We start from the raw sequence: 20,297 nt of genomic DNA, 5'->3' as shown, positions 1-20,297 counted from the left end.
GCGGTCGGCCGCCCGGGGTCGCCCGCGACCGGCCGGCCCCGCCGTGGCGGGCCCGCTCCGGTCACTTCTTGGCGCGTGCCCGGTCGCTGCGCTTCTCGCGCACCCGGACGTTGATCCGGACCGGCGAGCCGTCGAAGCCGAACTCCTCACGAACCTTGCGCTCGATGAACCGGCGGTAGCCGGCCTCGAGGAACCCGCTGGTGAACAGCACGAAGGTCGGCGGCCGGTTGGCGGCCTGGGTGGCGAACAGGATCTTGGGCTGCTTGCCGCCGCGCACCGGCGGCGGCGTGGCCTGCACGACCTCACCGAGGAAGGCGTTCAGCCGCCCGGTGGGGATGCGCTTGTCCCACGACTCCAGCGCGGTCCGCAGCGCCGGGGCCAGCCGCTGCACGGCCCGCCCGGTCAGCGCCGAGATGTTGATGGTGGTCGCCCACGGCACCCGCACCAGGTCGCGCTCGAGCTCACGGTTGATGTCGGTGCGCCGGTCCGCGTCGACGAGGTCGGCCTTGTTGAGCGCGACGACCAGCGCGCGGCCGGCCTCCTCGACCATCGAGATGACCCGCTGGTCCTGCTCGCTCATCGGCTCCGACGAGTCGACGAGAACGACCGCCACCTCGGCGGTCTCGATGGCGGTCTGGGTGCGCAGCGAGGCGTAGTACTCCATGCCGGCGGCGTGCGAGACCCGCCGGCGGAGCCCCGCGGTGTCGACGAAACGCCAGACCTCGCCGTCCAGCTCGACCAGCGAGTCGACCGGGTCGACGGTGGTGCCGGCGACACTGTCGACGACGGAACGGTTCTCGCCGGTCAGCTTGTTCAGCAGCGACGACTTGCCGACGTTGGGCTTGCCGACCAGGGCCACCCGGCGCGGCCCGGACACGGCGCCGAAGATCTCGGCGGGGGTCTCCGGCAGCGCGTCCAGGATGGCGTCCAGCAGGTCACCGGAGCCGCGACCGTGCAGCGCCGACAGCTCCCACGGCTTGCCGAGGCCGAGGCTCCACAGCTCGGCGGCGTCGGCCTCGAGCCGCTCGTCGTCGACCTTGTTGGCGATGAGCAGCACCGGCCGCTTCGAGCGGCGCAGGATCCGGGCGACGGCCATGTCGGTGTCGGTCGCACCGACGGAGGCGTCGACGACGACGAGCACCGCGTCGGCGGTCTTCATCGCGTACTCGGCCTGCGCGGCCACCGCGACCTGGATACCCTCGGGCTTCTGCTCCCAGCCACCGGTGTCGATCACGGTGAAGCGCCGGCCCCGCCAGTGGGCGTCGTAGCTGACGCGGTCACGGGTGACTCCGGGGACGTCCTGGACGACGGCCTCACGGCGGGCGATCAGCCGGTTCACCAGCGTGGACTTGCCGACGTTGGGCCGTCCGACGATGGCCACGGTCGGCACCCGGACGTCCTCGACGACGAAGTCGTCCACATCGACACCGTCGACGAATTCCGGATCGGCGGCGCCGTCCTCCCAGCCGGCGAAATCGCTCTCGTCGGACCAGGTCTCGTCGGCCGGAGCGGCCTCGGGGCGCGCGGAATCTTCGGTCATTCTTCTTCCCTCACGGTTCTCGCGACGGCCGGGAAGGGCCGCCGCGACCGGGACGCACACCCGAGGGCCGGGGGCGTCGTGCGATCACAACAGGCTGCCGGACCGCGCGCGGGAATCGTCCAGCGCGGTGACCAGCTCCTTCAGGGTAACGCGGATCCGGTCGGTGGCCGCCGTGACGGCGGTCCGGCCGACGCCGGGCGGCACCGTGAACGGGTCGCCGATCAGCACGTCCACCCGGGGTCGGAAGCGCCGGCCGGACCCGGTGGGGCGGTGGGTGCCGCGCATGGCGATGGGCACGATCTGCGCCCCGGAGCGGCAGGCCAGCCAGCCGGCACCGTTGAACACGCTCTCGACGCCCCCGGCGCCGCGGGTGCCCTCCGGGAAGATGCCGATCGCGCCGCCGCCCTGCAGCTGGGCGAGCGCGTTGAGCAGCGGCGCGCGGTCGGGGACGTCGCGGTGCAGCCCGTACTGACCCACGTTGGTCAGCACCCAGCCGACGGGGCCGTGGAACATCTCGGCCTTGACCAGGAACGACACCCGCCGCGGCAGCGCCCCGAAGAGCACCGGCCCGTCCAGACCGGACGAGTGGTTCACCACGAACAGCACCGGTCCGGTCGGCGGGATCCGCTCCGCGCCGCTGATCCGCATCCGGTAGGACACCAGCTTGGTCACGATGCCGATCCGGCGTCCGATGTCGACCTTGACCGGGGTGGTGACGGCCGGCGTGGGGTCGTCCCGTCCGGGCAGCCGCAGGAAGCTCACCGGATGCCCCGCTCCGCCGCGAGGGTCAGGACCGCCTCCACGGTCTGGCTGATCTCGAGATCGGTGGAGTCGAGCACGACGGCGTCGGCGGCGGCCATCAGCGGCGCGTGCGCGCGGTTCGTGTCGTGGGCGTCCCGCAGCGCCAGGGACGCCCGGACCGTCTCGACGTCCCCGGCGGTGCGGGCGGCGGTGTCGGTGTGGCGGCGCAGCGCGCGCACCCGCTCGTCGGCGGTCAGGTAGATCTTCAACGTCGCGTCGGGGGTGATGACGGTGCCGATGTCGCGGCCCTCCACGACCATCCGGCCGGCGGCGGCCAGCTCCTGCTGCCGGCCCTTCAACCAGGCGCGCACCGCCGGGTTCGCCGAGACCGGCGACACCGCGGACGTCACCTCGGCGGTGCGGATGGCCCCGCCGACGTCGGCGCCGTCCAGCAGGTGCTGCTGGGCGTCGGGGTCGGTGGGCGAGACGAAGGCCAGCGTCGCGAGCAACCCCGCGACCGCGTCGTCGTCGTACGGGTCGATGCCGGCGTTGAGCACCGCGAGGGTGACGATGCGGTACATCGCGCCGGTGTCGAGGTACCCCGCCCCGAGGGACGCGGCGACCTTGCGGGCCACCGTGGACTTCCCGGTGCCGCTGGGCCCGTCGATGGCGATGACGAAGTCGCTCACAGACCGACCGCCTTGTACAGCTGGGCGACCTCCGCCGGGCTCAGCTTGCGGACCGTGCCGGGACGCTGGTGGCCGAGCTGGACGTCACCGATCTGGGTGCGGACCAGACGCGACACCGGATGCCCCTGCGAATCCAGCATCCGCCGGACGATGTGCTTGCGGCCCTCGTGGAGCACGATCCTGAGCACGGCGCGACCGTTGTGCTGATCGACGATCTCGAAGTCGTCGACTTTCGCCGGGCCGTCCTCCAGCTCGACGCCCTTGCGCAGGTTGCGGCTCAGCTCGCGCGGGATGGGCCCCGGCACCTCGGCCATGTAGGTCTTGGAGACGCCGAACGACGGATGGGTCAGCCGGTGCGCGAGGTCGCCGTCGTTGGTCAGGAGGATCAGCCCCTCGGAGTCCTGATCGAGCCGGCCGACGTGGAACAGCCGCTCGCTGCGGTCGGCGACCATGTCGCCGATGCTGGGGCGGCCGAGTTCGTCGTCCATGGTCGACAGCACGCCGGGCATCTTGTTGACGGCCAGGTACACCTGGTGCTCGCCCAGCACGATGCGGTTGCCGTCGACGTGGATGACCGCGTTCTCGGGGTCGACCCGCCGCCCGAGCTCCTTGACGAGCAGCCCGTCGACCTTGACCCGGCCCTGGGCGATCATCTCCTCGGCCTTGCGGCGGGAGGCGATGCCGGCGGCGGCGAGCACCTTCTGCAGGCGGACGCCCTCTTCGTTCGGATCCTTGCGTTCCATGTGATTCCCAGTTCTCCTGCGTGCTTCGGTGACTCGGGTGCGACGGTGGCCGGACTCCGTCGGGGCCGGCTCCGGACGTCAGTCCTCGAACAGGTCGAGGGCGTCGACGTCGGGGAGCAGCGGCCCGAGCGGTGGGAGTTCGTCGAGCGAACCGAGCCCCATCCGCTCCAGGAACAGCTCCGTGGTGCGGTACAGCAGGCCGCCGGTGTCGGCGTCCGACCCGTCCTCCTCGATGAGTCCGCGCGCGGTGAGGGTCCGGATGACCCCGTCGACGTTCACCCCCCGGACCGCCGACACCCGCGCACGGGTGACCGGCTGGCGGTAGGCGATGACGGCCAGTGTCTCAAGTGCAGCACGCGAGAGCCGGGTCTGTTGACCATCGAGCACGAAACGCTCCACGACGGGTGCGAAACGGTCCCGGGTGTAGAAGCGCCAGCCGCCGCCGATCTGCCGGAGATGGATCCCGGAACGGGTTTCCGCGAGCCGGTTGGCGATGCTGTGGAGTTCGTCACGGACCCGCTCCGGGGGGAAGCCGACCGCCGCCGCGAGGGCCTCCTCGGTGACCGGGGTGTCGACGATCAGCAGGACCGCCTCCAGCGCACCGGTCAGCTCGGACTCGTCGACGAAGGACAGGTCGGGCGCGGCGGGCGCCCGGTCGTCGGCGTCCCCGGCCTCCTCGACGGAGGTGTCGGGGGTCTCCGGTCCGTGGAGGGGGGCTCCGTCGATGTCGATCCGGGTCACTCGTACTCCTCGTCGCTGATGACGGTGTCGGCGTCGCCACCCGACCAGCGCACGGTCAGCTCGCCCAGCGGTTCCGGCTGGTCGAACAGCACCGCCGCCTCCCGGTACAGATTGAGCAGCCCCAGGAACCGTGCGACGACCTCCAGGGTCTCGGTGCAGCCGGCGATGAGTTCGGCGAAGGTGGCGACCCCACGTGCGGCGAGGAGGTCGCGGATGGCGGCCGTGTGCTCGGCGACCGACACCCGCGAGGCGTGGATGTGGGCGAGTGACACGGTGGGCGGCGGGGGTTTCGGGCGGAAGATCCCGGACGCGAACTCCGCGAAACCGTGGGGACTGAGGCCGATCTCGACCTCGGGCAGCAGCCCGAGGTAGCGGCCCTCCAGCGTCACCGCCCGCGGGTAGCGGCGCAGCGCGGTCGCTTCCAGTTCCTTGAGCAGCACCGCCACCTGCTGGTAGGCCTTGTAGGCCATCAGCCGGGCGAAGAGCAGGTCGCGGGCCTCCAGGATGGCCAGGTCCGCCTCGTCCTCGACGTCGGCGTCGGGCAGCAGGCGCGCGGCCTTGAGGTCGAGCAGGGTGGCGGCGACGACCAGGAACTCGGTGGCCTGACCGAGGTCCCAGTCGTCGCCGAGCGAGCGGAGGTGGGCGATGAACTCGTCGGTGACGATGTGCAGCGCGACCTCGGTGACGTCCATCCGGTGCGAGGAGATCAGTTGCAGCAGCAGGTCGAACGGGCCGTCGAAGTTGTGCAGCTGGATGTGGAACCGGCCGCGCGGCGCGGCGGTCGTGGTCGGCTCACCGTCCGCGGGCGGGGCTGCCGACGGCCCTGTCGACGACCCTGCGGAGGCCGCCGGCAGGGCGGTCATCAGGCCGGCTTCCTGCTGATCATCTCGCGGGCCAGTTGCAGGTAGGCCTGCGAGGCCGGTGAGTCGGGCGCGTAGGTGAGGATCGGCTCACCGGCGACCGAGGTCTCGGGGAACTTCACCGTCCGGGAGATGACGGTGTCGTAGACGGTCTCGCCGAACTGGTCGACCAGCGTGGCCACCACGTCGCGGGAGTGCACGGTACGGCCGTCGTAGAGCGTGACGAGGATGCCGTCGATGGCCAGGTCGGGGTTGATGCGTTCCTGCACCTTGGAGATGGTGTCGATCAGCAGCGCGACGCCGCGGAGCGCGAAGTACTCGGCGGCCACCGGCATCACCACGGCCGACGAGCACGCCAGCGCGTTGACGGTGAGCAGCCCGAGCGACGGCTGGCAGTCGATGAGGATGTAGTCGTAGGCGTGCAGCACCGGCCGCAGGGCGCGTCCCAGGGTCTGCTCCCGGCCGACCTCGTTGATCAGCTGCACCTCGGCGGCGGACAGGTCGATGTTGGCCGGCAGCAGGTCCATACCGGGGACCTTGGTCGGGACGAGGACGTCGCCGATCTGGGTGCTGCGCTCCAGCATCAGGTTGTAGATGGTGCGGTCGAGCTGGTGGGAGGCGACGCCGAGACCGGCGGACAGCGCGCCCTGCGGATCGAGGTCGACGACGAGGACGCGGCGGCCGTAACCGGCGAGCGCGGCGCCCATGTTGATCGTCGAGGTGGTCTTGCCGACGCCGCCCTTCTGGTTGCAGACGGCGATGACCCGGGCCGGGCCGTGGGCGTGCAGCGGCTCCGGCACCGGGAACTCACGCGGCATCCGGCCGGTCGGGCCGGGCTGGACCTCGACCGGTGCCGCGGCGCGTGCGGCGGCCTTGGCGGCGGCGCGGGCCGAGATCGCCCCGATCCGGCCCGGGCGGGCCTGCGCCGCGAACAGGCCCTCGTCGGCGGTGGGCCGGGTCGGAGCCGGTACGGGGGCGGGGACGGCGGGGACGGTGGGTGACCCACCGGCGTCCTGCGCCTCGTCGTGCCGGTGCTCGTCCTGCCGGTGCTCCTGCTCCCCGTGCTGGTGCTCGGCGTGCTGATGATCTGCGTGCTGGTGCTCGGGGCGCTCGCTGGGTCGGTGTCCGGTGTGCTCCGCGTCGTGGTGAGCCGCTTGGCCATGGCCGTCAGGGTGGTGCTCCTGGTCGCCGAGGTGCCGACGCGCGTCCTGCCCGCCCGGCGCGACGCCGTCGGGCTGCCAGTCGGAGTGCTGACCGCCGGAGTGCCGGTCCTCGTCACGGCCGTTCTGCTGCCCGTCGTGTGACTGGTGGTGCTCGTGGTGCTGGTGCTCCTGCTGATCACCGGCGTGGTCGTGACTCTCGCCCGCGAACCATTCCCCGTGGTTCGGCTGGCTCATCCGCTGCACTCCTGTCGCTGGGTGATTCTGCAGGTCAGGTCACCGACACGGACCGGACCGCCCCGCCGTGCGGGCCCTGTCCCACACTATGGTGCCCACCCGGCCCGATCCAACGCGACGGGCCTGCGGTGGTCGCGGCACCGCCGTCGGCTCACCCGGCCGAAGCCGCGACGGCGTCGGCGTGAGCCCGTTCCAGACGTTCCCCGGCGGACTCCCGGCCGGTCCGGGGTCGGGGAACGCCGAGGTGACGCTCGCGGAGCTCGTCCATCAGGTCCGACCACATCATCGGGCCGCCCGCCTCCAGCAGCTCGGCCCGGATCCGCAACTCGCGGGTGGTCGGCCGGTGCCGGAGCCCCCAGGCGCCGAGCTGGGCGAAGACCGGCACCAGCTGGATCGCCGCCTCGGTGAGGCTGTAGGTGGCGCGTCGCCCGGGCCCGGCTCCGTCCCGCGTGAGCAGGCCACCGGCCACCAGCCGCTTCAGCCGGTCACTCAGGATGTTGGAGGCGATGCCCTCCTCGGACTGGGACTGCAGTACCCGGAAGCTGCGGCGGTCGCCGAACATCACGTCCCGCAGCACCAGCAGGCTCCACTGGTCGCCGAACGCCTCGACCGCCGCGTTGATCGGGCACCCCGACCGGGCCTGTCCCGCCATCCGACCCTCCTCCCGAAAGTGCTTGCAATGTACTACCGGCCGGTTCTACGGTGAGAACCGCTTGCAGTTCGCCACCGGTGCCGACCTCAGGAGACGTCATGACGATCACCCGCCTGCTCGCCCAGATGACCGTGTCCGACCTGCCCGCCGCCGAGCGGTGGTACGGGCGGCTGTTCGGTACCGGGCCCGACGCCCGGCCGATGGACGGGTTGCTGGAGTGGCACCTCTCGCCCGCCTTCGGCGTCCAGGTCTACGTCGAACCCGACCGGGCCGGACGTTCGTCGATGGTGCTCGGCGTCGACGACGTCACGGCCGAAGCCGGCCGGCTCACCGCCGCCGCGATCGATCACGACGGTGCGCAGGACGCGACCACCGTGCGGATCCTGCCGCTCACCGACGCCGACGGGAACCGCATCGTCTTCACGTCCCCGCTGCGATGACGGCCCTGCACGACACCGTCGCCGGGCACCTCACGGCTCCCGGAGCGGTGGCGTTGCTCGCCCGCGGTGACGACGTCGAGATCGCCACGGTCGGGGCGGTGGACGTCGACGGAAGCGCACCCATGCGGCGGGACACGCTCTTCCGCATCGCGTCGGTGACCAAGCCGATCACGGCGGCCGCCCTGTCGGCGCTGATCGACGACGGCCTCGCCGCCCTCGACGACCCGATCGCCCGGTGGCTGCCCGAGCTCGCCGACCCGGTCGTGGTGCGCCGTCCGGACGGTCCCGCCGAGGAGGTGGTACCGGCGCCGCGGCCGATCACCGTCGAGCACGTCCTGGCCTCGACCGCCGGCTGGGGCTTCCCGGCGGACTTCACCCTGCCCGCCGTGCAGCCGTTGTCCGAGCGGTTGCGGCAGGGACCGCCGCAGACCCCGGTGCCGCTCGATCCGGACGCCTGGCTGCGGACCCTCGCCGACATCCCGTTGCCGGCGCCGCCGGGTGAACGGTGGCTGTACAACCTGTGTTCCGACCTGCAGGGCGTGCTCGTCGCGCGCATCTCCGGGCGGTCGCTCCCGGACTTCCTCACGGAGCGGATCTTCACGCCGCTCGGGATGGTCGACACCGGGTTCGTGGTGCCGGGCGACCGGATGCACCGCTTCACCGACTACTACGCCCAGAGCACCGACGGACCCACACTGGTCGACGCCCGGGACGGGATCTGGAGCCGCGAGCCGGTTTTCCCGTCCGGCGCCGCGGGACTCGTGTCCACGGTGGAGGACTGGTGCGCGTTCGGTCGGATGCTCCTGCGGGGCGGCCGGAACCACGAAGGCCGCCGGGTGCTGTCGACCGACGCCGTCCGCCGGATGACCACGAACCGCCTCACCCCGGCGCAGCGGGACGCCGGCAGGCTGTTCCTGGAGGGACAGGGCTGGGGCTTCGGCGGGTCGGTCGACATCGACACCGCCGACCCGTGGACGGTGCCCGGCCGCTACGGCTGGATCGGCGGCACCGGGACATCCGCCCACATCGATCCGTCCCGCGGCACCGTCGCGGTGCTGTTCACCCAGCTCGAGATGGACAGCCCGAGCGCACCTGCGGTGATGCGGGAGTTCTGGACGTACGCGCGGCTCGCTAAGTGCTCGCCGTCCGGATTCAGCAACGGCACCGTCACCCGTCAGGTCACCGGGGCCGCGTTGACGACCCTGATGGAGGCCACGCACCAGGAGTCCGCACCCGGCGTCCGGATTCCCGCGCCCTGAGCACGGGCCGCGGGATCAGCGCGGCCAGCCGGGCTCCCGCCGGGAGTTGATGGTCAGGTTCTGCACGAAGGTGTCGGGCGGCAGCGTCATCATGAACTCGACGGCCGAGGCGACGGTGTCGGGCGCCATCATCACCTCGTCGGACAGGTGCCACTGCTCCATCATCGGGGTGTTCATCGCGCTGGGCATCAGCCCGTGGATCCGCACCGGCCAGCGGTACTCGTGCGCCTCCCGCTGCATGATCTTCGTCAGCATCGCCAGCGCCGCCTTGGAGCTGTTGTAGGCCGCGGCGTCGGTGCCCACGGTGATCGCCGAGATGGAGATGACGTTGACGACGTCGGCGGGGTACTCGCGGTCGGCGGTGCCCAGCCGCCGCAGGAACTCCCGGGTCAGGTACATCGGGCCGGTCTGGTTGACCCCGACCACCTGCGCCCACTGCTCGTCGCTCAGGTCGAGAAGCCCGGCACCCCGGTCGGTACCGGCGTTGTTGACCAGACCGTCGAAACGGTCCCCGAACTCCTCCGCCACCGCGCCGACCACCGCACGGGCGCTCTCCGACGAGGTCACGTCCAGCCGGTGGGCGGTCGCGCTGCCGCCGGCCTCCTCGACCAGCCGGACGGTCTCCGCCGCCCCCTCGACGTCGACGTCGCCGACCGCGGGATGCGCCCCGCCGGCGGCCAGCCGACGCGCGATCGCCCGTCCCAGACCGCTGCCGCCACCGCTGATGAGCACCACCCGACCGTTCAGACCCCGCACCGTGTCTCCTGTTCCGTTGTCGTGTCCATCAGATCCCCGACGGCGTCGAGGACCTCGTCCACGGTGATCCGCAGCAGCGCCGGATCCGGCGCCGCCCCGTGCGGATCCCCGGTCCCGTCGCCGTGCCACAGCACCCGGTGCGGTCCGTCGGCCGGCGGTCCCCAGATCCGCGGCGACACGGGACCGAACAGCAGCACCGACGGGGTCCGGTACGCCGACGCCAGGTGCGCCACCCCGGTGTCGCCGCACACCACCAGTCGGGCCCGGGCGACGACGGCGGCGAGCTGACCCAGGCTCAGGCCCAACAGCGGCATCACCTCGGCTGCGGCGGCTATCCCGGCGACAAGCTCACGTTCCGCCGGACCGCCGGTGACCACCACGCGGTGCCCCTCCGACCGCAGGGCGCGGGCCACCGCCGTGAAGCGGGCCGGGGGCCACCGGCGGGCGCCGGACGCCGCACCCGGGTGCACCACGGTCACCCCGGCCGGTACCGGCGCGGTGGACCGGCCCAGAGTCCCGGCGACCCCGCCCGGGGCCACGACGCCGAAGGCGGCGCCGATCAGCCGGCACCATCGGTCGACCTCGTGCTCGTCGCCCCGCCACACCGGTCCCGGCATGTCCACCCCCGGGTAGGCGAAACCCACGACCCGCCGCGGCGCCACCGCGGCCAGCAGCGTCCGGCTGGCCGGCCCGTTGCCGTGCAGATCGACCGCGACGTCCACCGGGCCCGACCAGCCGTCCAGCGGCTCGAGCTCGCCCCGCGGGAACAGCCGGTCGATCTCGGGGACCAGGGCCACCAACGGCGCCAACGCCGCCGGCGCCGCGAGCACGATCTCGTGCCGCGGCAGAGCCGCGCGCAGCACCCGGATCGCCGGCAGGCCGGCCAGGAAGTCGCCCAGACCCAGCGCGCGGAGCACCAGGGCCACCGGCCGCTGCGTCACCGCCGGGCCTGGTCGACCGGTCGGGCGGCCAGCTCCACGAGTGCGGTCGTCGACCGTCCGGCGAGGTAGGGCACGGTGACGGCCTCACCGCCCCATTCGGCGAGCACCGCCGCCTCCGGCAGCACCATGCCGGTGTAGTCCCCGCCCTTGGCCCACACATCCGGACGGACCCGCCGCAGCGCCGTCGCCGGCGTGTCCTCCTCGAAGACGACCACCGCGTCGACACAGGCCAACGCGGACAGCACCTGTGCCCGGTCGACCGCCGGCTGCAGCGGCCGCTGCGGACCCTTGAGCCGGCGCACCGAGTCGTCGGAGTTCAGGCACACCACCAGACAGTCGCCCAGGGCCCGGGCCGCCTGCAGGGTGGCGACATGGCCGGCGTGGAGCAGATCGAAGCACCCACCGGTCGCCACCACGGTGCCGCCCCGGCCCCGCACAGCGGCCAGCAGGCTGTCGAGATCAGGTGTCACCGGGGCGATCTCGCCGCCGTCGAGCCGGAAGCCCGCGGCGCCGCCCGCGGCGACGAAGGCCCCGGCGGCGGCCACGGCGGTCACCACGGCGTCGGTGAGCAGGGCTCCCCCGGCCAGCGCGACCGCCACGGTGGCGGCGAAACAGTCACCGGCACCGCAGGTGTCCCGGGCGACGACCGTCGGGGCGGCCACCAGGAAGGGCATCTCGCCGGTCCGGCTGACCATCGCCCCACGGTCGCCGAGGGTGACGCACACCGCCCGGGCCGACCACCGGCGGCCCAGCTCCTCGGCCGCCGCGCGCCACCCGGTGACGCCGGCGTCGGCCGGGACTCCCGCCTCGGACGCGTTGGGCGTGACCACGGTGACGCCGGGGACAGGGGTGGCACCGCGGGGGTGCGGGTCCCAGACCACGGGCACCCGGCCCGACCTGGCCTCGATCGCCGCCCGCAGCGGCGGGTGCGCCGTCGCCCCGCGCCCGTAGTCGGCGACGAGGATGCCGGCCGCCGCGGCGAGCACCTCGGTCACGCGGTCCGGCAGCTCCCCGATGTCCCCGGGGTCGCCCCCCTCGTCCAGGCGGGCCACCGGATGGTCACCGGCCCGGATCCGGGTCTTGACCGGGGTGGACCCGGTCCACGACAGCGGCACGACCTCGACCCGTCCGTCCAGCAACCGGCGGAGCTCGCGACCCGCGGCGTCGTCGGCGACCGGGGCGACCAGCACCACCGGCCGGTCGCCCGCGGCCCGGGCGAGCAGGGCGGCCAGCGCCGCGCCACCGGGTCGTCGGGTGTCGACCACGGAGTGCAGCACCGGCACCGGCGCCTCCGGGGACAGCCGTGCCGCCTCCCCCGTGCGGTCGACGTCGAGCATCACGTCCCCGATCACCACCAGTGGCGCGGTCACGAGGTCACCGCCCCGGGTGCGGCCTCGAGGGCCTCGTCGAACGCCTCGCACAGCACGTGCAGGGCGACCAGGTGCAGCTCCTGCACGGTGGCGGTGGTCCGGGCGGACACGGCCAGCGTCTCGTCGCACACGGCGGCCAGCGGGTTCGGGGTGGGGCCGGTCATCGCCCAGGTCAGCAGTCCGCAGCGCCGGGCCCGCTCGGCCGCGACCACGACGTTCGGGCTGCGTCCCGACGTCGACAGCAGGACGCAGACGTCGCCGGGCCGCCCGTGGGCCTGCACCTGACGCGCGAACATCTCCTCGATGCCGTAGTCGTTGGCGATCGCGGTCAGCGCGGACGGCTCGGTGTGCACCGCGACGGCCGAGAACGGCGGCCGGTCGTCCCGGTAGCGGCCCACCACCTCGGAGCTGAGATGTTGTGCCTGCGCGGCACTCCCGCCGTTGCCGACGACCAGCAGCCGACCACCGCCCAGCAACACCGGCGCCAGCCGCCGCCCCCAGGACGCGGCCAGGTCCGCGGCCGGTCCGAAGGCCGACAGCGCCTCCGTCACATCGGCCAGGTGCCGACGGGCGACCGTCTGCACCGCCGGATCGATCAGGCCGGTCACCGGGCGCTCCCGGCGCCGGCCACGACCGAGCCCAGGGCCGCGTCGTAGGACCTGCCGGTGAGCCGGGCGACGTCGTCCCAGCCGTAGCGGGCCCGGGCCCGGTGCGCGCCGGCGCGGCCCATCGACTGCCGCCGGCCGTCGTCGGCGAGCAGCCGCTCGACGGCCGCGGCCAGCGCGGCGGGGTCGCGGGGTGGTACCAGCACCCCGGTGACCCCGTCGACCACGGTGTCGGTGAGGCCGCCGACGGCGGTGGCCACGACCGGCACCCCGCACGCCATCGCCTCCAGCGGGACGATGCCGAACGGCTCGTACCAGGGCACCGCCAGCACGGCGGCGCAGCTGCGGATCAGGGCGGGCAGATCGGCACGGTCGACGCGGCCGACGAGGTGCACCCGGTCAGCGACCCCCAGCTCCGCCGCCAGGGCGGTCAGGGCGACGGCCTCCGGGTCGGCGCCGAGGCCGGACCGGTCCGGCCCGCCGGCGACGACCAGCTCGGCACCGGGGAGCCGGCGCATCGCCCGGACGGCGTCGGCGATCCCCTTGCGGGCGACCAGCCGCCCGAGGACGAGCAGGCGGGGGCGGCCCGGCGACGGCGCGGTCGGGCCGGGGGTGAACAGGTCGAGATCGACGCCGCACGGCACGATGTCGATCGGTGTGCGGGGCGCGTCGAGGGCCCGCAGCTCCGTCACCTCGTCACGGCAGGTGGCGACGATCCGGTCGACGCTGCGCGCCAGCCCCGCCTCGATGCCCAGCCGTTCCGGCGGGCTCGTGTCGGCCGCACCCTGCCAGCGGCGCTTCACCGTGCCCAGCGCGTGGAAGGTCTGCAGCAGCGGTACGGCGCTGCCGGTGAGCGCCCGCTGCGCGGCCCAGCCGCTCATCCAGAAGTGCGCGTGGACCACGTCGGGCGGATCGACCTGCCAGGCCCGCTCGAGCCCGTCGCCGAAGGCGGGCATGAAGGGCAGCAGCTCGTCCTTGGCCACCGGCGCGGCCGGCCCGGCCGGGACGTGCACGACGTCCACCCCCGCCGACATCGGCACCACGGGCGGCAGGCCCGGCCCGTCGGCCCGGGTGTACACCCTCACCCGGTCCCCGCGACGGGCCAGCGCCGCGGCGAGCGCCGCGACGTGGACGTTCTGCCCGCCCGCGTCCACGCCGCCGAGGCAGGCCAACGGGCTGGCGTGTTCGGACACCAGGGCGACTCTCACGGCGACACCACCTCTCGGGACACCACGCGGTCCAGGACGTCGTCCCAGTCGGCGAGGAATCGGTTGAGTCCGTACCGGGCGAGGGCGGCCGTCCGGGCCAGCCGGCCCATCGCGACACCCTGCTCCGGCTCGTGCATCAGACTGTCGAACTCGCGCAGCAGCCGGGCCACGTCGGTGGAGATGACACCCGCCCCCGGGGGCACCGCCTCCACCACCTCGGTGGCGGCCACCGCCACGACCGGCATCCCCAGGTGCATCGCCTCGATCAGCGACAGGCCCAGGGACGTCCACCGGGTCGGGTGCAGGTAGACCCGGCGCCGGGCGAGCGCGGTGTGCATCTCGTCCTGCGTCCGCAGGTCCTGGTGCGCCGTCACCGCCGACGTGCCGAGACCGGCGACGAAGGCGGCGCTGTCCATCCCGAACAGGTCCACCGGCGCCACGCCGGCGAACCGCGGGACGAGGTCCGCCCCGACGACCCTTCCCCGCCGCCCCGCCTCGTTCAGCACCACCGCGCCCGCGGCGAGCTCACCGGTGTAGCGCAGTCCCGGGTCGACCACGCCGTGCTCGACGACGACCGTCGGGGCGCGACCGTTGTCCCAGAACAGGTCGTTGAAGTGGGTGACGTGCACGATCGGGATGTCGTCACGGTCGGCGAGGGGATGCCGCTGCCGGCCGGGGCTGCCCTCGGGGGTGTTGTGCTCGACGTACACCGCCGGGAGGTCGACCCCGGGGCGCCGGCCCAGCCAGGTCGCGGCCAGCTCGACCTCGTGCGGCCGCTGCAGCAGCACCAGGTCGAAATCCTCGTGGCGCAGCCGTTCCGGCGGCAGCTCCGTCACCGTCGCCGGCCAGTCCCAGGTCCGCGCCCGGCCCACGCCGTCCGCGCCGCGGTCGGGCAGCACCGGCACCACGTACCGGTGCCGGCCCTGCACGAACGCGGTCGCCCAGCTGCCGTGGACGTGCCAGAGCAGGATCCTCACCGGACCACCGCCGGCAGCGGGGCGAGAGCGTCGACGGCGGCGACGATCTCGTCCGCGGTGATCCCGGTCAGACACGGGTGTCCGGGCACCGGGCAGGTGGTGGCCCGGGTCCCCCGGCAGGCCGCGTGCTGATCGCCCAGGACGACCGTCGGGACCCCGTACGGCGCCCACCGCAGAGCGGGCACGACCGGGGCGAACAACGACACCACGGGGGTGCCGACCGCCGCGGCGAGGTGCGCGGGTCCGGTGTTGGCGGCCACGACGACCGCCGCCCGGTCCAGCACCGCCGCGGTCGCGGTGAGCGAGAGCCGTCCGGACAGGTCCGTCGTCCGGGCCGGATCGCCCGCGGCCGCGATGCGGGCGCCGAGGTCGGTCTCCCCGGGGCCACCGGTGACGACCACCGGACGACCCGCCGCGGTGAGCCTTCCGACCGCGGCACACCATCGTTCGGGCGGGTAGGCCCGCGCGGCCGCCGAGGTCCCCGGGTGGACCACGACGGCACCGGCCGGGACGTCGGTCCCGGGCAGCGGACGGCGGACGGCGAGCCGCCCGTCGTCGCCGGCGGGCAGCGGGTAACCGGCCGCCTCGGCGACGGCGAGCATCCGCAGCGGTTCCGGCGCGTCCGGCGGATCGGTCAGCCGACGGTCGAGCAGGCTGCCGGGGTAGTCCTCGCTGCACGCCGCGATCCGGTCCACACCGGCCGTCCGCAGCAGCAGCGCGGTGGGCAGCGCGGACTGGTGGAACGACGTCAGGATGAGCGCCTCGGTGATCCCCGACGCGCGGACGCGGTGCGCCAGAGCGTCCAGGTCCGCGGCCCGGACGGCGGGCGCCGGGTTGAGGATCCAGGGCGCGGCGAACGTCTCGACCGCGTCGACGCCGGGCAGCAGCCCGGCGGCGTCCCGCCCCAGCGGGCCGGCCAGGACGGTGACCCGGTCGACCGTTGCCGCCACCGCGCGGATCGCCGGCCCGCAAATGAGCATGTCGCCCATGCTGTCCAGCCGCACGACGAGCGCGTGTCGGGTCACGAGGCGCCCGCCAGGATGAGATCGACCGCGTCGCCGAGGGTTCGGGCCCGTTCCCGGGCCGCGCGGACCTCCTCCGTGCGGGTGGCGGCGGTGGGCACCAGGATGCCGCGGGCGCCGGACGCGGCCGCGCACTCCATGTCGGCGCCGATGTCGCCGATCACCACGCAGCGCCCCGGCTCCACGCCGAGCAGCTCCGCGGCCTGCAGCGCCAGACCCGGTGCGGGCTTGCGGCAGTCGCAGCCGTCGTCGGGTCCGTGCGGGCACACCAGCCAGCCGTCGAACGGCCCGAGCAACTCCTCCACCCGGGCGTTGACCGCGCGCACCTGCTCCATGGTCAGCAGGCCGCGACCGACTCCGGACTGGTTGCTGATCACCGCGACCGGCAGGCCGGCCGCCCGGAGCCGGTCCAGTGCGTCCCGGGCGCCGTCCATCGGGCGCACCTGTGCCGGGTCACCGTTGTAGGGGACGTCGTGCACCAGGGTGCCGTCACGGTCGACGAGGACGGCGGCGGGCCGCGGACGGCGCACCGGCCGCACGTGGCGGTGCCGCCACAGCCCGGCCAGCCAGTGCCCCGTGGCCGCCGGCGGGATGAGGACGCTGGTGGCCAGCATCTCCACCAGCTCCCGACGGTCGCGCGGGCCGGGCAGGATCCGGCGACCGGCGAACTCCGCGGTCACCGCCAGCCAGCCGGCGGCCGCCGCCAGCGCGGTCCGCCGGCGGCCGGCGACCAGGGCCGTCAGCGCCGCCACGGCGAGCCCGGTGCCGACCAGGTGTTGCGGACGGCGGCCGAGCGGTGCCCGGGCCCGGGCCCGCCAGTCCCGGCCGTGCCGGCGTCGCATCAGCACGTCGTCGGCGTTGCCGCGCTGTTGCCGCAGGCTCGCCCAGCGGGCGGCGGGGCGCACCGGGTGGGTGGTGGTGCGCTCGCCGCGGACGAGCCGGTGGCCCGTGTCGAGCACCCGCAGCGCGAGATCGGCATCCTCCCGGAAGGCGCGCGGGAAACGCTCCTCGAAGCCGCCGACGGCTTCGAGAACGTCTCGCCGATAGGCCATGTCGGCGGTGATCCAGGACGACGTCGCGAGACCGGCGGTACCGCGCTCCCAGTCGGTGGGTCGCCGGTCCGGCGGCAGCGGCACCACGAGTCGGGCCTGACTGCCGGCCACGTCGGTCGGCACCTCCAGGTCATGGCGCAGCCCCGTCAACCAGTCGGCGCCGACGACGACGTCGTCGTCGAGGAAGGCGATCCAGTCGCCGCTCGCGGCCCGCCACCCGACGTTGCGCGCCGCCGCCGGACCGCGGCCACCGCAGCGCAGGACCGTGACACCCGCCGGGACGCTCAGCCCCGCCGCCGGGCCGGGACGGTCGTCCACCACCAGGATCTCCGGCACCGGCCCACCGCCCCGGCGGACGGCGAGACCGAGCGAGGTGAGCAGCACCTGCAGCGACGGGCGGCCCACGGTCGGGATGACGATCGACAGCGCCGCGCTCACCGCGCCGACCCGGAACCGTCGCGCCGGACGGCGAACGGGCCCAGCGCCAGCAGGTCCACGGGGGTGGAGCCGAAACACTCCAGCGCATCCATCGGAGAGTCGACCATCGGCCGGCCGGCGGTGTTGAGACTGGTGTTGACGACCACCGGCAGGCCCGTCCGTCGGGCGAAGCCGGTCAGCATCCGGGCGACCAGCGGTTCGGTCGCCGGGTCCACGCTCTGGATACGGGCCGTGCCGTCGACGTGGACCACCGCGGGGATCCGGTCGATCCACTCCGGGGCCACGTCCTGGACGAAGAGCATGTACGGCGACACCAACGGACCGCGACCGAAGATCCCGCCCGCCCGCTCGGCGAGGACCATCGGCGCCACCGGCCGGAACTGCTCCCGACCTTTCACGTCGTTGAGCCGGCGCAGGTTGTCGGCCCGGCCCGGGTGGGCCAGCAGCGAGCGGTGGCCCAGCGCGCGCGGTCCGAACTCGCTGCGGCCCTGGAACCAGGCGACGATCCCGTCGGCGGCGAGCGCCTCGGCCACCGTCTCGGCGATGTCGTCCGGTCGGTCGTAGGGCACCCGGGCGGTGCGCAGCACGGCCTCGAGCTGGTCGTCGCTCCATCCCCGGCCCAGGTCGGGGCCCGGGAACGGCTGCAGCTCGTCGAAGCCCTGCTGCGCGGCGTAGAGGGCCCCGCCCAGTGCGGTGCCGGCGTCACCCGCGGCGGGCTGCACCCAGATGTCGTCGAACCCGCTGTCGGCGAACAGGCGACTGTTGGCGACACAGTTCAGCGCGACCCCGCCGGCCATCGTCAGCCGGGTGGCACCGGTCTGCTCGCGCAGCCCGCGGGCGAGATCGAGCAGCACCTCCTCGAGCACCGCCTGCAGACTCGCGGCCAGGTCGGCGTGCACCGGCCCCCAGTCCTCGTCGGCACGGCGTCGGGGCGCGAACGCACTCCAGTCGACCCCGGACGTGCGGAAGCCGCCGTCGCCGGTGGCGTGGACGTGCTCGCGGAGCCGGTCCAGGTGCCGGGGGGTGCCGTAGGAGGCCAGCGCCATCACCTTGTACTCGTCGGAGCTGCGCAGGAACCCCAGATGGTCGGTGGCGTCCTCGTACAGCAGGCCGAGCGAGTGCGGGAGGCCCTGGCTGGACAGGATCTTCAGCGCACCACCGTCGAACAGGCCGCCCAGGTGGCTGTGCTGCTCGCCGCGGCCGTCGAGGACCAGGGTGGCGCAGTCGCCGCCGAACGGGGCCGCCAGCCCGGCGGACGCGGCGTGGGCGACGTGGTGCGGGACGAACCGGACCTTCGCCGGGTCGAGTCCGGGCACGGCGGCGGCCAGGAACTGCGGGGCGCGGACCGCGTAGTCGTGCCGGAGGTGGTCCCACGGGTCGTCCAGTCCGAGCTCACCCGGCGCGAGATGCAGTGCGGGATCGAAGGAGTAGGTCACCACGTCGAGATCCGCCGCGGTCAGTCCCGCCTCGGCGAGGCACCACGCCGCCGCCAGCTCCGGTTGCTCCCAGGCCGAGAACGGCACCGGCCGCTTGCCGTGCTTGCGCCGGCTGAACCGCTCCTCCTCTGCCGCGGCGACGGTGACGCCGTCGACCACCAGGGCCGCGGACGGATCGTGGTAGAGCGCGTTGATGCCCAGGATGCGCACGGGTCAGCCTTTCCGGAGGGGACTGAGTTCGTCGGCCGTCACCCGCGGCCGGGGCAGGTCAGCGGTCCAGCCGTCGAGCGTGGAGAACAGCGACCGTTCGCGGACGTCGTCGATGGTGGCGGCGAGTCCGGTGGCCCAGTCGACCTCCGGTCGCCACCCGAGTTCGCGCTCGATGAGCCGGGTGTCGGGGCGACGGACCGCCGGATCGTCGACGGGCCTTGCCACGAAACGGATCCCGGACGTGGACCCGGCGGCCGCGATGACCTCACGGGCCAGCTGCAGCACGGTCATCTCGTCGGGACTGCCGATGTTGACCGGCCCGGCCAGCTCGCTGCCGGCCACGGCCAGCACGCCGCGGACGGTGTCGTCGACGAAGCACACCGAACGGGTCTGCCGCCCGTCGCCGGCCACCGTGAGGTCGTCCCCGGCGAGCGCCTGCCCGATGAACGTGGGGATGGCCCGGCCGTCGTCGGTCCGCATCCGGGGACCGTAGGTGTTGAACAACCGCACGATCGCGGTGTCCACGCCGCAGCGGGTGCGGTAGGCCACCGTCAGCGCCTCGGCGAACCGCTTGGCCTCGTCGTAGACGCCGCGTGGCCCCACGGGATTGACGTGGCCCCAGTAGGTCTCGGGCTGCGGATGGACCTGCGGATCACCGTAGGTCTCGGAGGTGGAGGCGAGCACGAACCGGGCGCCCTTGTCCTTGGCCAGACCGAGGGCGTGCAGGGTGCCGATGCTGCCGACCTTCATCGTCTCGATCGGCAGCCGCAGGTAGTCCACCGGGGACGCCGGCGACGCGAAGTGCAGCACCAGGTCGACGGGGCCCGCGACGTGCACGTACTCGGTCACGTCGCAGCGGATCAGGTGGAACCGCTCCGACGACCGCAGGTGCGCCACGTTGGCCGGTGAACCGGTGAGGAAGTTGTCCAGGCAGACGACGTCGCTGCCGGCGGCCACCAGGGCCTCACACAGGTGCGATCCGAGAAAGCCCGCACCACCGGTGATCACGACACGCGAGAAGGAACGCATCCGGCCTCCGAGGAAGTTCCCACCCGGTGCACCACGACGACGTGGCCGACACGGGCAGGGAGCCGGCGGAAACCGGCGACCGCGTGCGGCTGCTGTTCAACCGTCCGTACACACGACCACCGCCGCCGTGAGGGACCTCGCGGCGACGCGTTCCGGCCGTGCGTGTCCTGTCTACCCGAGAACCGCTTCTC

The 20,297-nt window shown here is 73.9% G+C and carries 20 protein-coding genes; 2 read left to right on the top strand and 18 right to left on the bottom strand.

The genetic code is table 11. The annotated features are described in order from the left end of the window. Nucleotides 1-61 precede the first annotated feature (61 nt). From der to DB033_RS00500, 8 genes are all read right to left on the bottom strand, one after another. Nucleotides 62-1,540, bottom strand: a complete 1,479-nt coding sequence (gene der, locus DB033_RS00535) for a ribosome biogenesis GTPase Der (RefSeq protein ID WP_111764984.1) — start codon at nucleotides 1,538-1,540, stop codon at nucleotides 62-64. 84 nt (nucleotides 1,541-1,624) lie between these two features. Continuing rightward, nucleotides 1,625-2,302, bottom strand: coding sequence for a lysophospholipid acyltransferase family protein (locus DB033_RS00530; protein WP_240615668.1), 678 nt, complete (start codon nucleotides 2,300-2,302; stop codon nucleotides 1,625-1,627). Further along, the gene (cmk, locus tag DB033_RS00525; RefSeq protein WP_111764983.1) at nucleotides 2,299-2,970 is read right to left on the bottom strand and encodes a (d)CMP kinase; all 672 of its coding nucleotides are present in this window, start codon (nucleotides 2,968-2,970) and stop codon (nucleotides 2,299-2,301) included. Before cmk ends, DB033_RS00530 begins: the two co-directional genes overlap by 4 nt. Continuing rightward, nucleotides 2,967-3,713 (bottom strand): pseudouridine synthase, encoded by a 747-nt coding sequence (locus DB033_RS00520; protein ID WP_111764982.1) that lies wholly within the window; start codon nucleotides 3,711-3,713, stop codon nucleotides 2,967-2,969. Before DB033_RS00520 ends, cmk begins: the two co-directional genes overlap by 4 nt. Before the next feature lie 78 nt (nucleotides 3,714-3,791). Beyond that, nucleotides 3,792-4,454, bottom strand: coding sequence for an SMC-Scp complex subunit ScpB (gene scpB / locus DB033_RS00515; RefSeq protein ID WP_240615667.1), 663 nt, complete (start codon nucleotides 4,452-4,454; stop codon nucleotides 3,792-3,794). Beyond that, the gene (locus DB033_RS00510) at nucleotides 4,451-5,317 is read right to left on the bottom strand and encodes a segregation and condensation protein A (protein ID WP_111764980.1); all 867 of its coding nucleotides are present in this window, start codon (nucleotides 5,315-5,317) and stop codon (nucleotides 4,451-4,453) included. The genes scpB and DB033_RS00510 overlap by 4 nt, the downstream gene beginning before the upstream one ends. Further along, a complete protein-coding gene (locus DB033_RS21720) occupies nucleotides 5,317-6,132 on the bottom strand; it encodes an AAA family ATPase (RefSeq protein ID WP_111767123.1) in 816 nt (271 codons plus the stop codon). The genes DB033_RS00510 and DB033_RS21720 overlap by 1 nt, the downstream gene beginning before the upstream one ends. 730 nt (nucleotides 6,133-6,862) lie before the next feature. Beyond that, a complete protein-coding gene (locus DB033_RS00500; RefSeq protein WP_111764979.1) occupies nucleotides 6,863-7,363 on the bottom strand; it encodes a winged helix-turn-helix transcriptional regulator in 501 nt (166 codons plus the stop codon). 98 nt (nucleotides 7,364-7,461) lie between these two features. On the opposite strand from DB033_RS00500, the gene DB033_RS00495 reads away from it, so the two are divergent. Both DB033_RS00495 and DB033_RS00490 read left to right on the top strand, forming a co-directional pair. Then, nucleotides 7,462-7,803, top strand: coding sequence for a VOC family protein (locus DB033_RS00495; protein ID WP_111764978.1), 342 nt, complete (start codon nucleotides 7,462-7,464; stop codon nucleotides 7,801-7,803). Continuing rightward, nucleotides 7,800-9,062: a serine hydrolase domain-containing protein gene (locus DB033_RS00490; protein ID WP_111764977.1), complete on the top strand. Its 1,263-nt coding sequence runs from the start codon at nucleotides 7,800-7,802 to the stop codon at nucleotides 9,060-9,062. Before DB033_RS00495 ends, DB033_RS00490 begins: the two co-directional genes overlap by 4 nt. A gap of 15 nt (nucleotides 9,063-9,077) precedes the next feature. On the opposite strand, the gene DB033_RS00485 is transcribed toward DB033_RS00490, so the two are convergent. The 10 genes from DB033_RS00485 to DB033_RS00440 are packed head-to-tail and all read right to left on the bottom strand — an operon-like array spanning nucleotide 9,078 to nucleotide 20,106. Then, entirely contained in the window at nucleotides 9,078-9,818 is a 741-nt protein-coding gene (locus tag DB033_RS00485; protein WP_157970423.1) for an SDR family oxidoreductase, read from the bottom strand. Then, nucleotides 9,806-10,759, bottom strand: a complete 954-nt coding sequence (locus tag DB033_RS00480; RefSeq protein WP_240615665.1) for a glycosyltransferase family 9 protein — start codon at nucleotides 10,757-10,759, stop codon at nucleotides 9,806-9,808. Before DB033_RS00480 ends, DB033_RS00485 begins: the two co-directional genes overlap by 13 nt. Beyond that, nucleotides 10,756-12,129: a PfkB family carbohydrate kinase gene (locus DB033_RS00475; RefSeq protein ID WP_205843585.1), complete on the bottom strand. Its 1,374-nt coding sequence runs from the start codon at nucleotides 12,127-12,129 to the stop codon at nucleotides 10,756-10,758. The genes DB033_RS00480 and DB033_RS00475 overlap by 4 nt, the downstream gene beginning before the upstream one ends. Further along, entirely contained in the window at nucleotides 12,126-12,737 is a 612-nt protein-coding gene (locus DB033_RS00470) for a D-sedoheptulose-7-phosphate isomerase (protein ID WP_240615664.1), read from the bottom strand. The genes DB033_RS00475 and DB033_RS00470 overlap by 4 nt, the downstream gene beginning before the upstream one ends. Beyond that, nucleotides 12,734-13,942, bottom strand: a complete 1,209-nt coding sequence (locus tag DB033_RS00465; RefSeq protein ID WP_111764975.1) for a glycosyltransferase — start codon at nucleotides 13,940-13,942, stop codon at nucleotides 12,734-12,736. Before DB033_RS00465 ends, DB033_RS00470 begins: the two co-directional genes overlap by 4 nt. Continuing rightward, complete coding sequence (locus DB033_RS00460) at nucleotides 13,939-14,919, bottom strand: glycosyltransferase (protein WP_111764974.1); 981 nt, start codon at nucleotides 14,917-14,919, stop codon at nucleotides 13,939-13,941. The genes DB033_RS00465 and DB033_RS00460 overlap by 4 nt, the downstream gene beginning before the upstream one ends. Next, nucleotides 14,916-15,944, bottom strand: a complete 1,029-nt coding sequence (locus DB033_RS00455; protein WP_111764973.1) for a glycosyltransferase family 9 protein — start codon at nucleotides 15,942-15,944, stop codon at nucleotides 14,916-14,918. The genes DB033_RS00460 and DB033_RS00455 overlap by 4 nt, the downstream gene beginning before the upstream one ends. Beyond that, the gene (locus tag DB033_RS00450; RefSeq protein WP_111764972.1) at nucleotides 15,941-17,431 is read right to left on the bottom strand and encodes an HAD-IIIA family hydrolase; all 1,491 of its coding nucleotides are present in this window, start codon (nucleotides 17,429-17,431) and stop codon (nucleotides 15,941-15,943) included. The genes DB033_RS00455 and DB033_RS00450 overlap by 4 nt, the downstream gene beginning before the upstream one ends. Beyond that, entirely contained in the window at nucleotides 17,428-19,077 is a 1,650-nt protein-coding gene (locus DB033_RS00445; protein ID WP_111764971.1) for a carbamoyltransferase family protein, read from the bottom strand. The genes DB033_RS00450 and DB033_RS00445 overlap by 4 nt, the downstream gene beginning before the upstream one ends. Nucleotides 19,078-19,080: 3 nt before the next feature. Then, nucleotides 19,081-20,106, bottom strand: coding sequence for an NAD-dependent epimerase/dehydratase family protein (locus tag DB033_RS00440; protein WP_111764970.1), 1,026 nt, complete (start codon nucleotides 20,104-20,106; stop codon nucleotides 19,081-19,083). Nucleotides 20,107-20,297 lie beyond the last annotated feature (191 nt).

The organism is Nakamurella deserti (assembly GCF_003260015.1).
Lineage (GTDB): Bacteria > Actinomycetota > Actinomycetes > Mycobacteriales > Nakamurellaceae > Nakamurella > Nakamurella deserti.
Note: the sequence above shows the minus strand (reverse complement) of the source record. Positions and strands in the feature narration are given on the sequence as shown.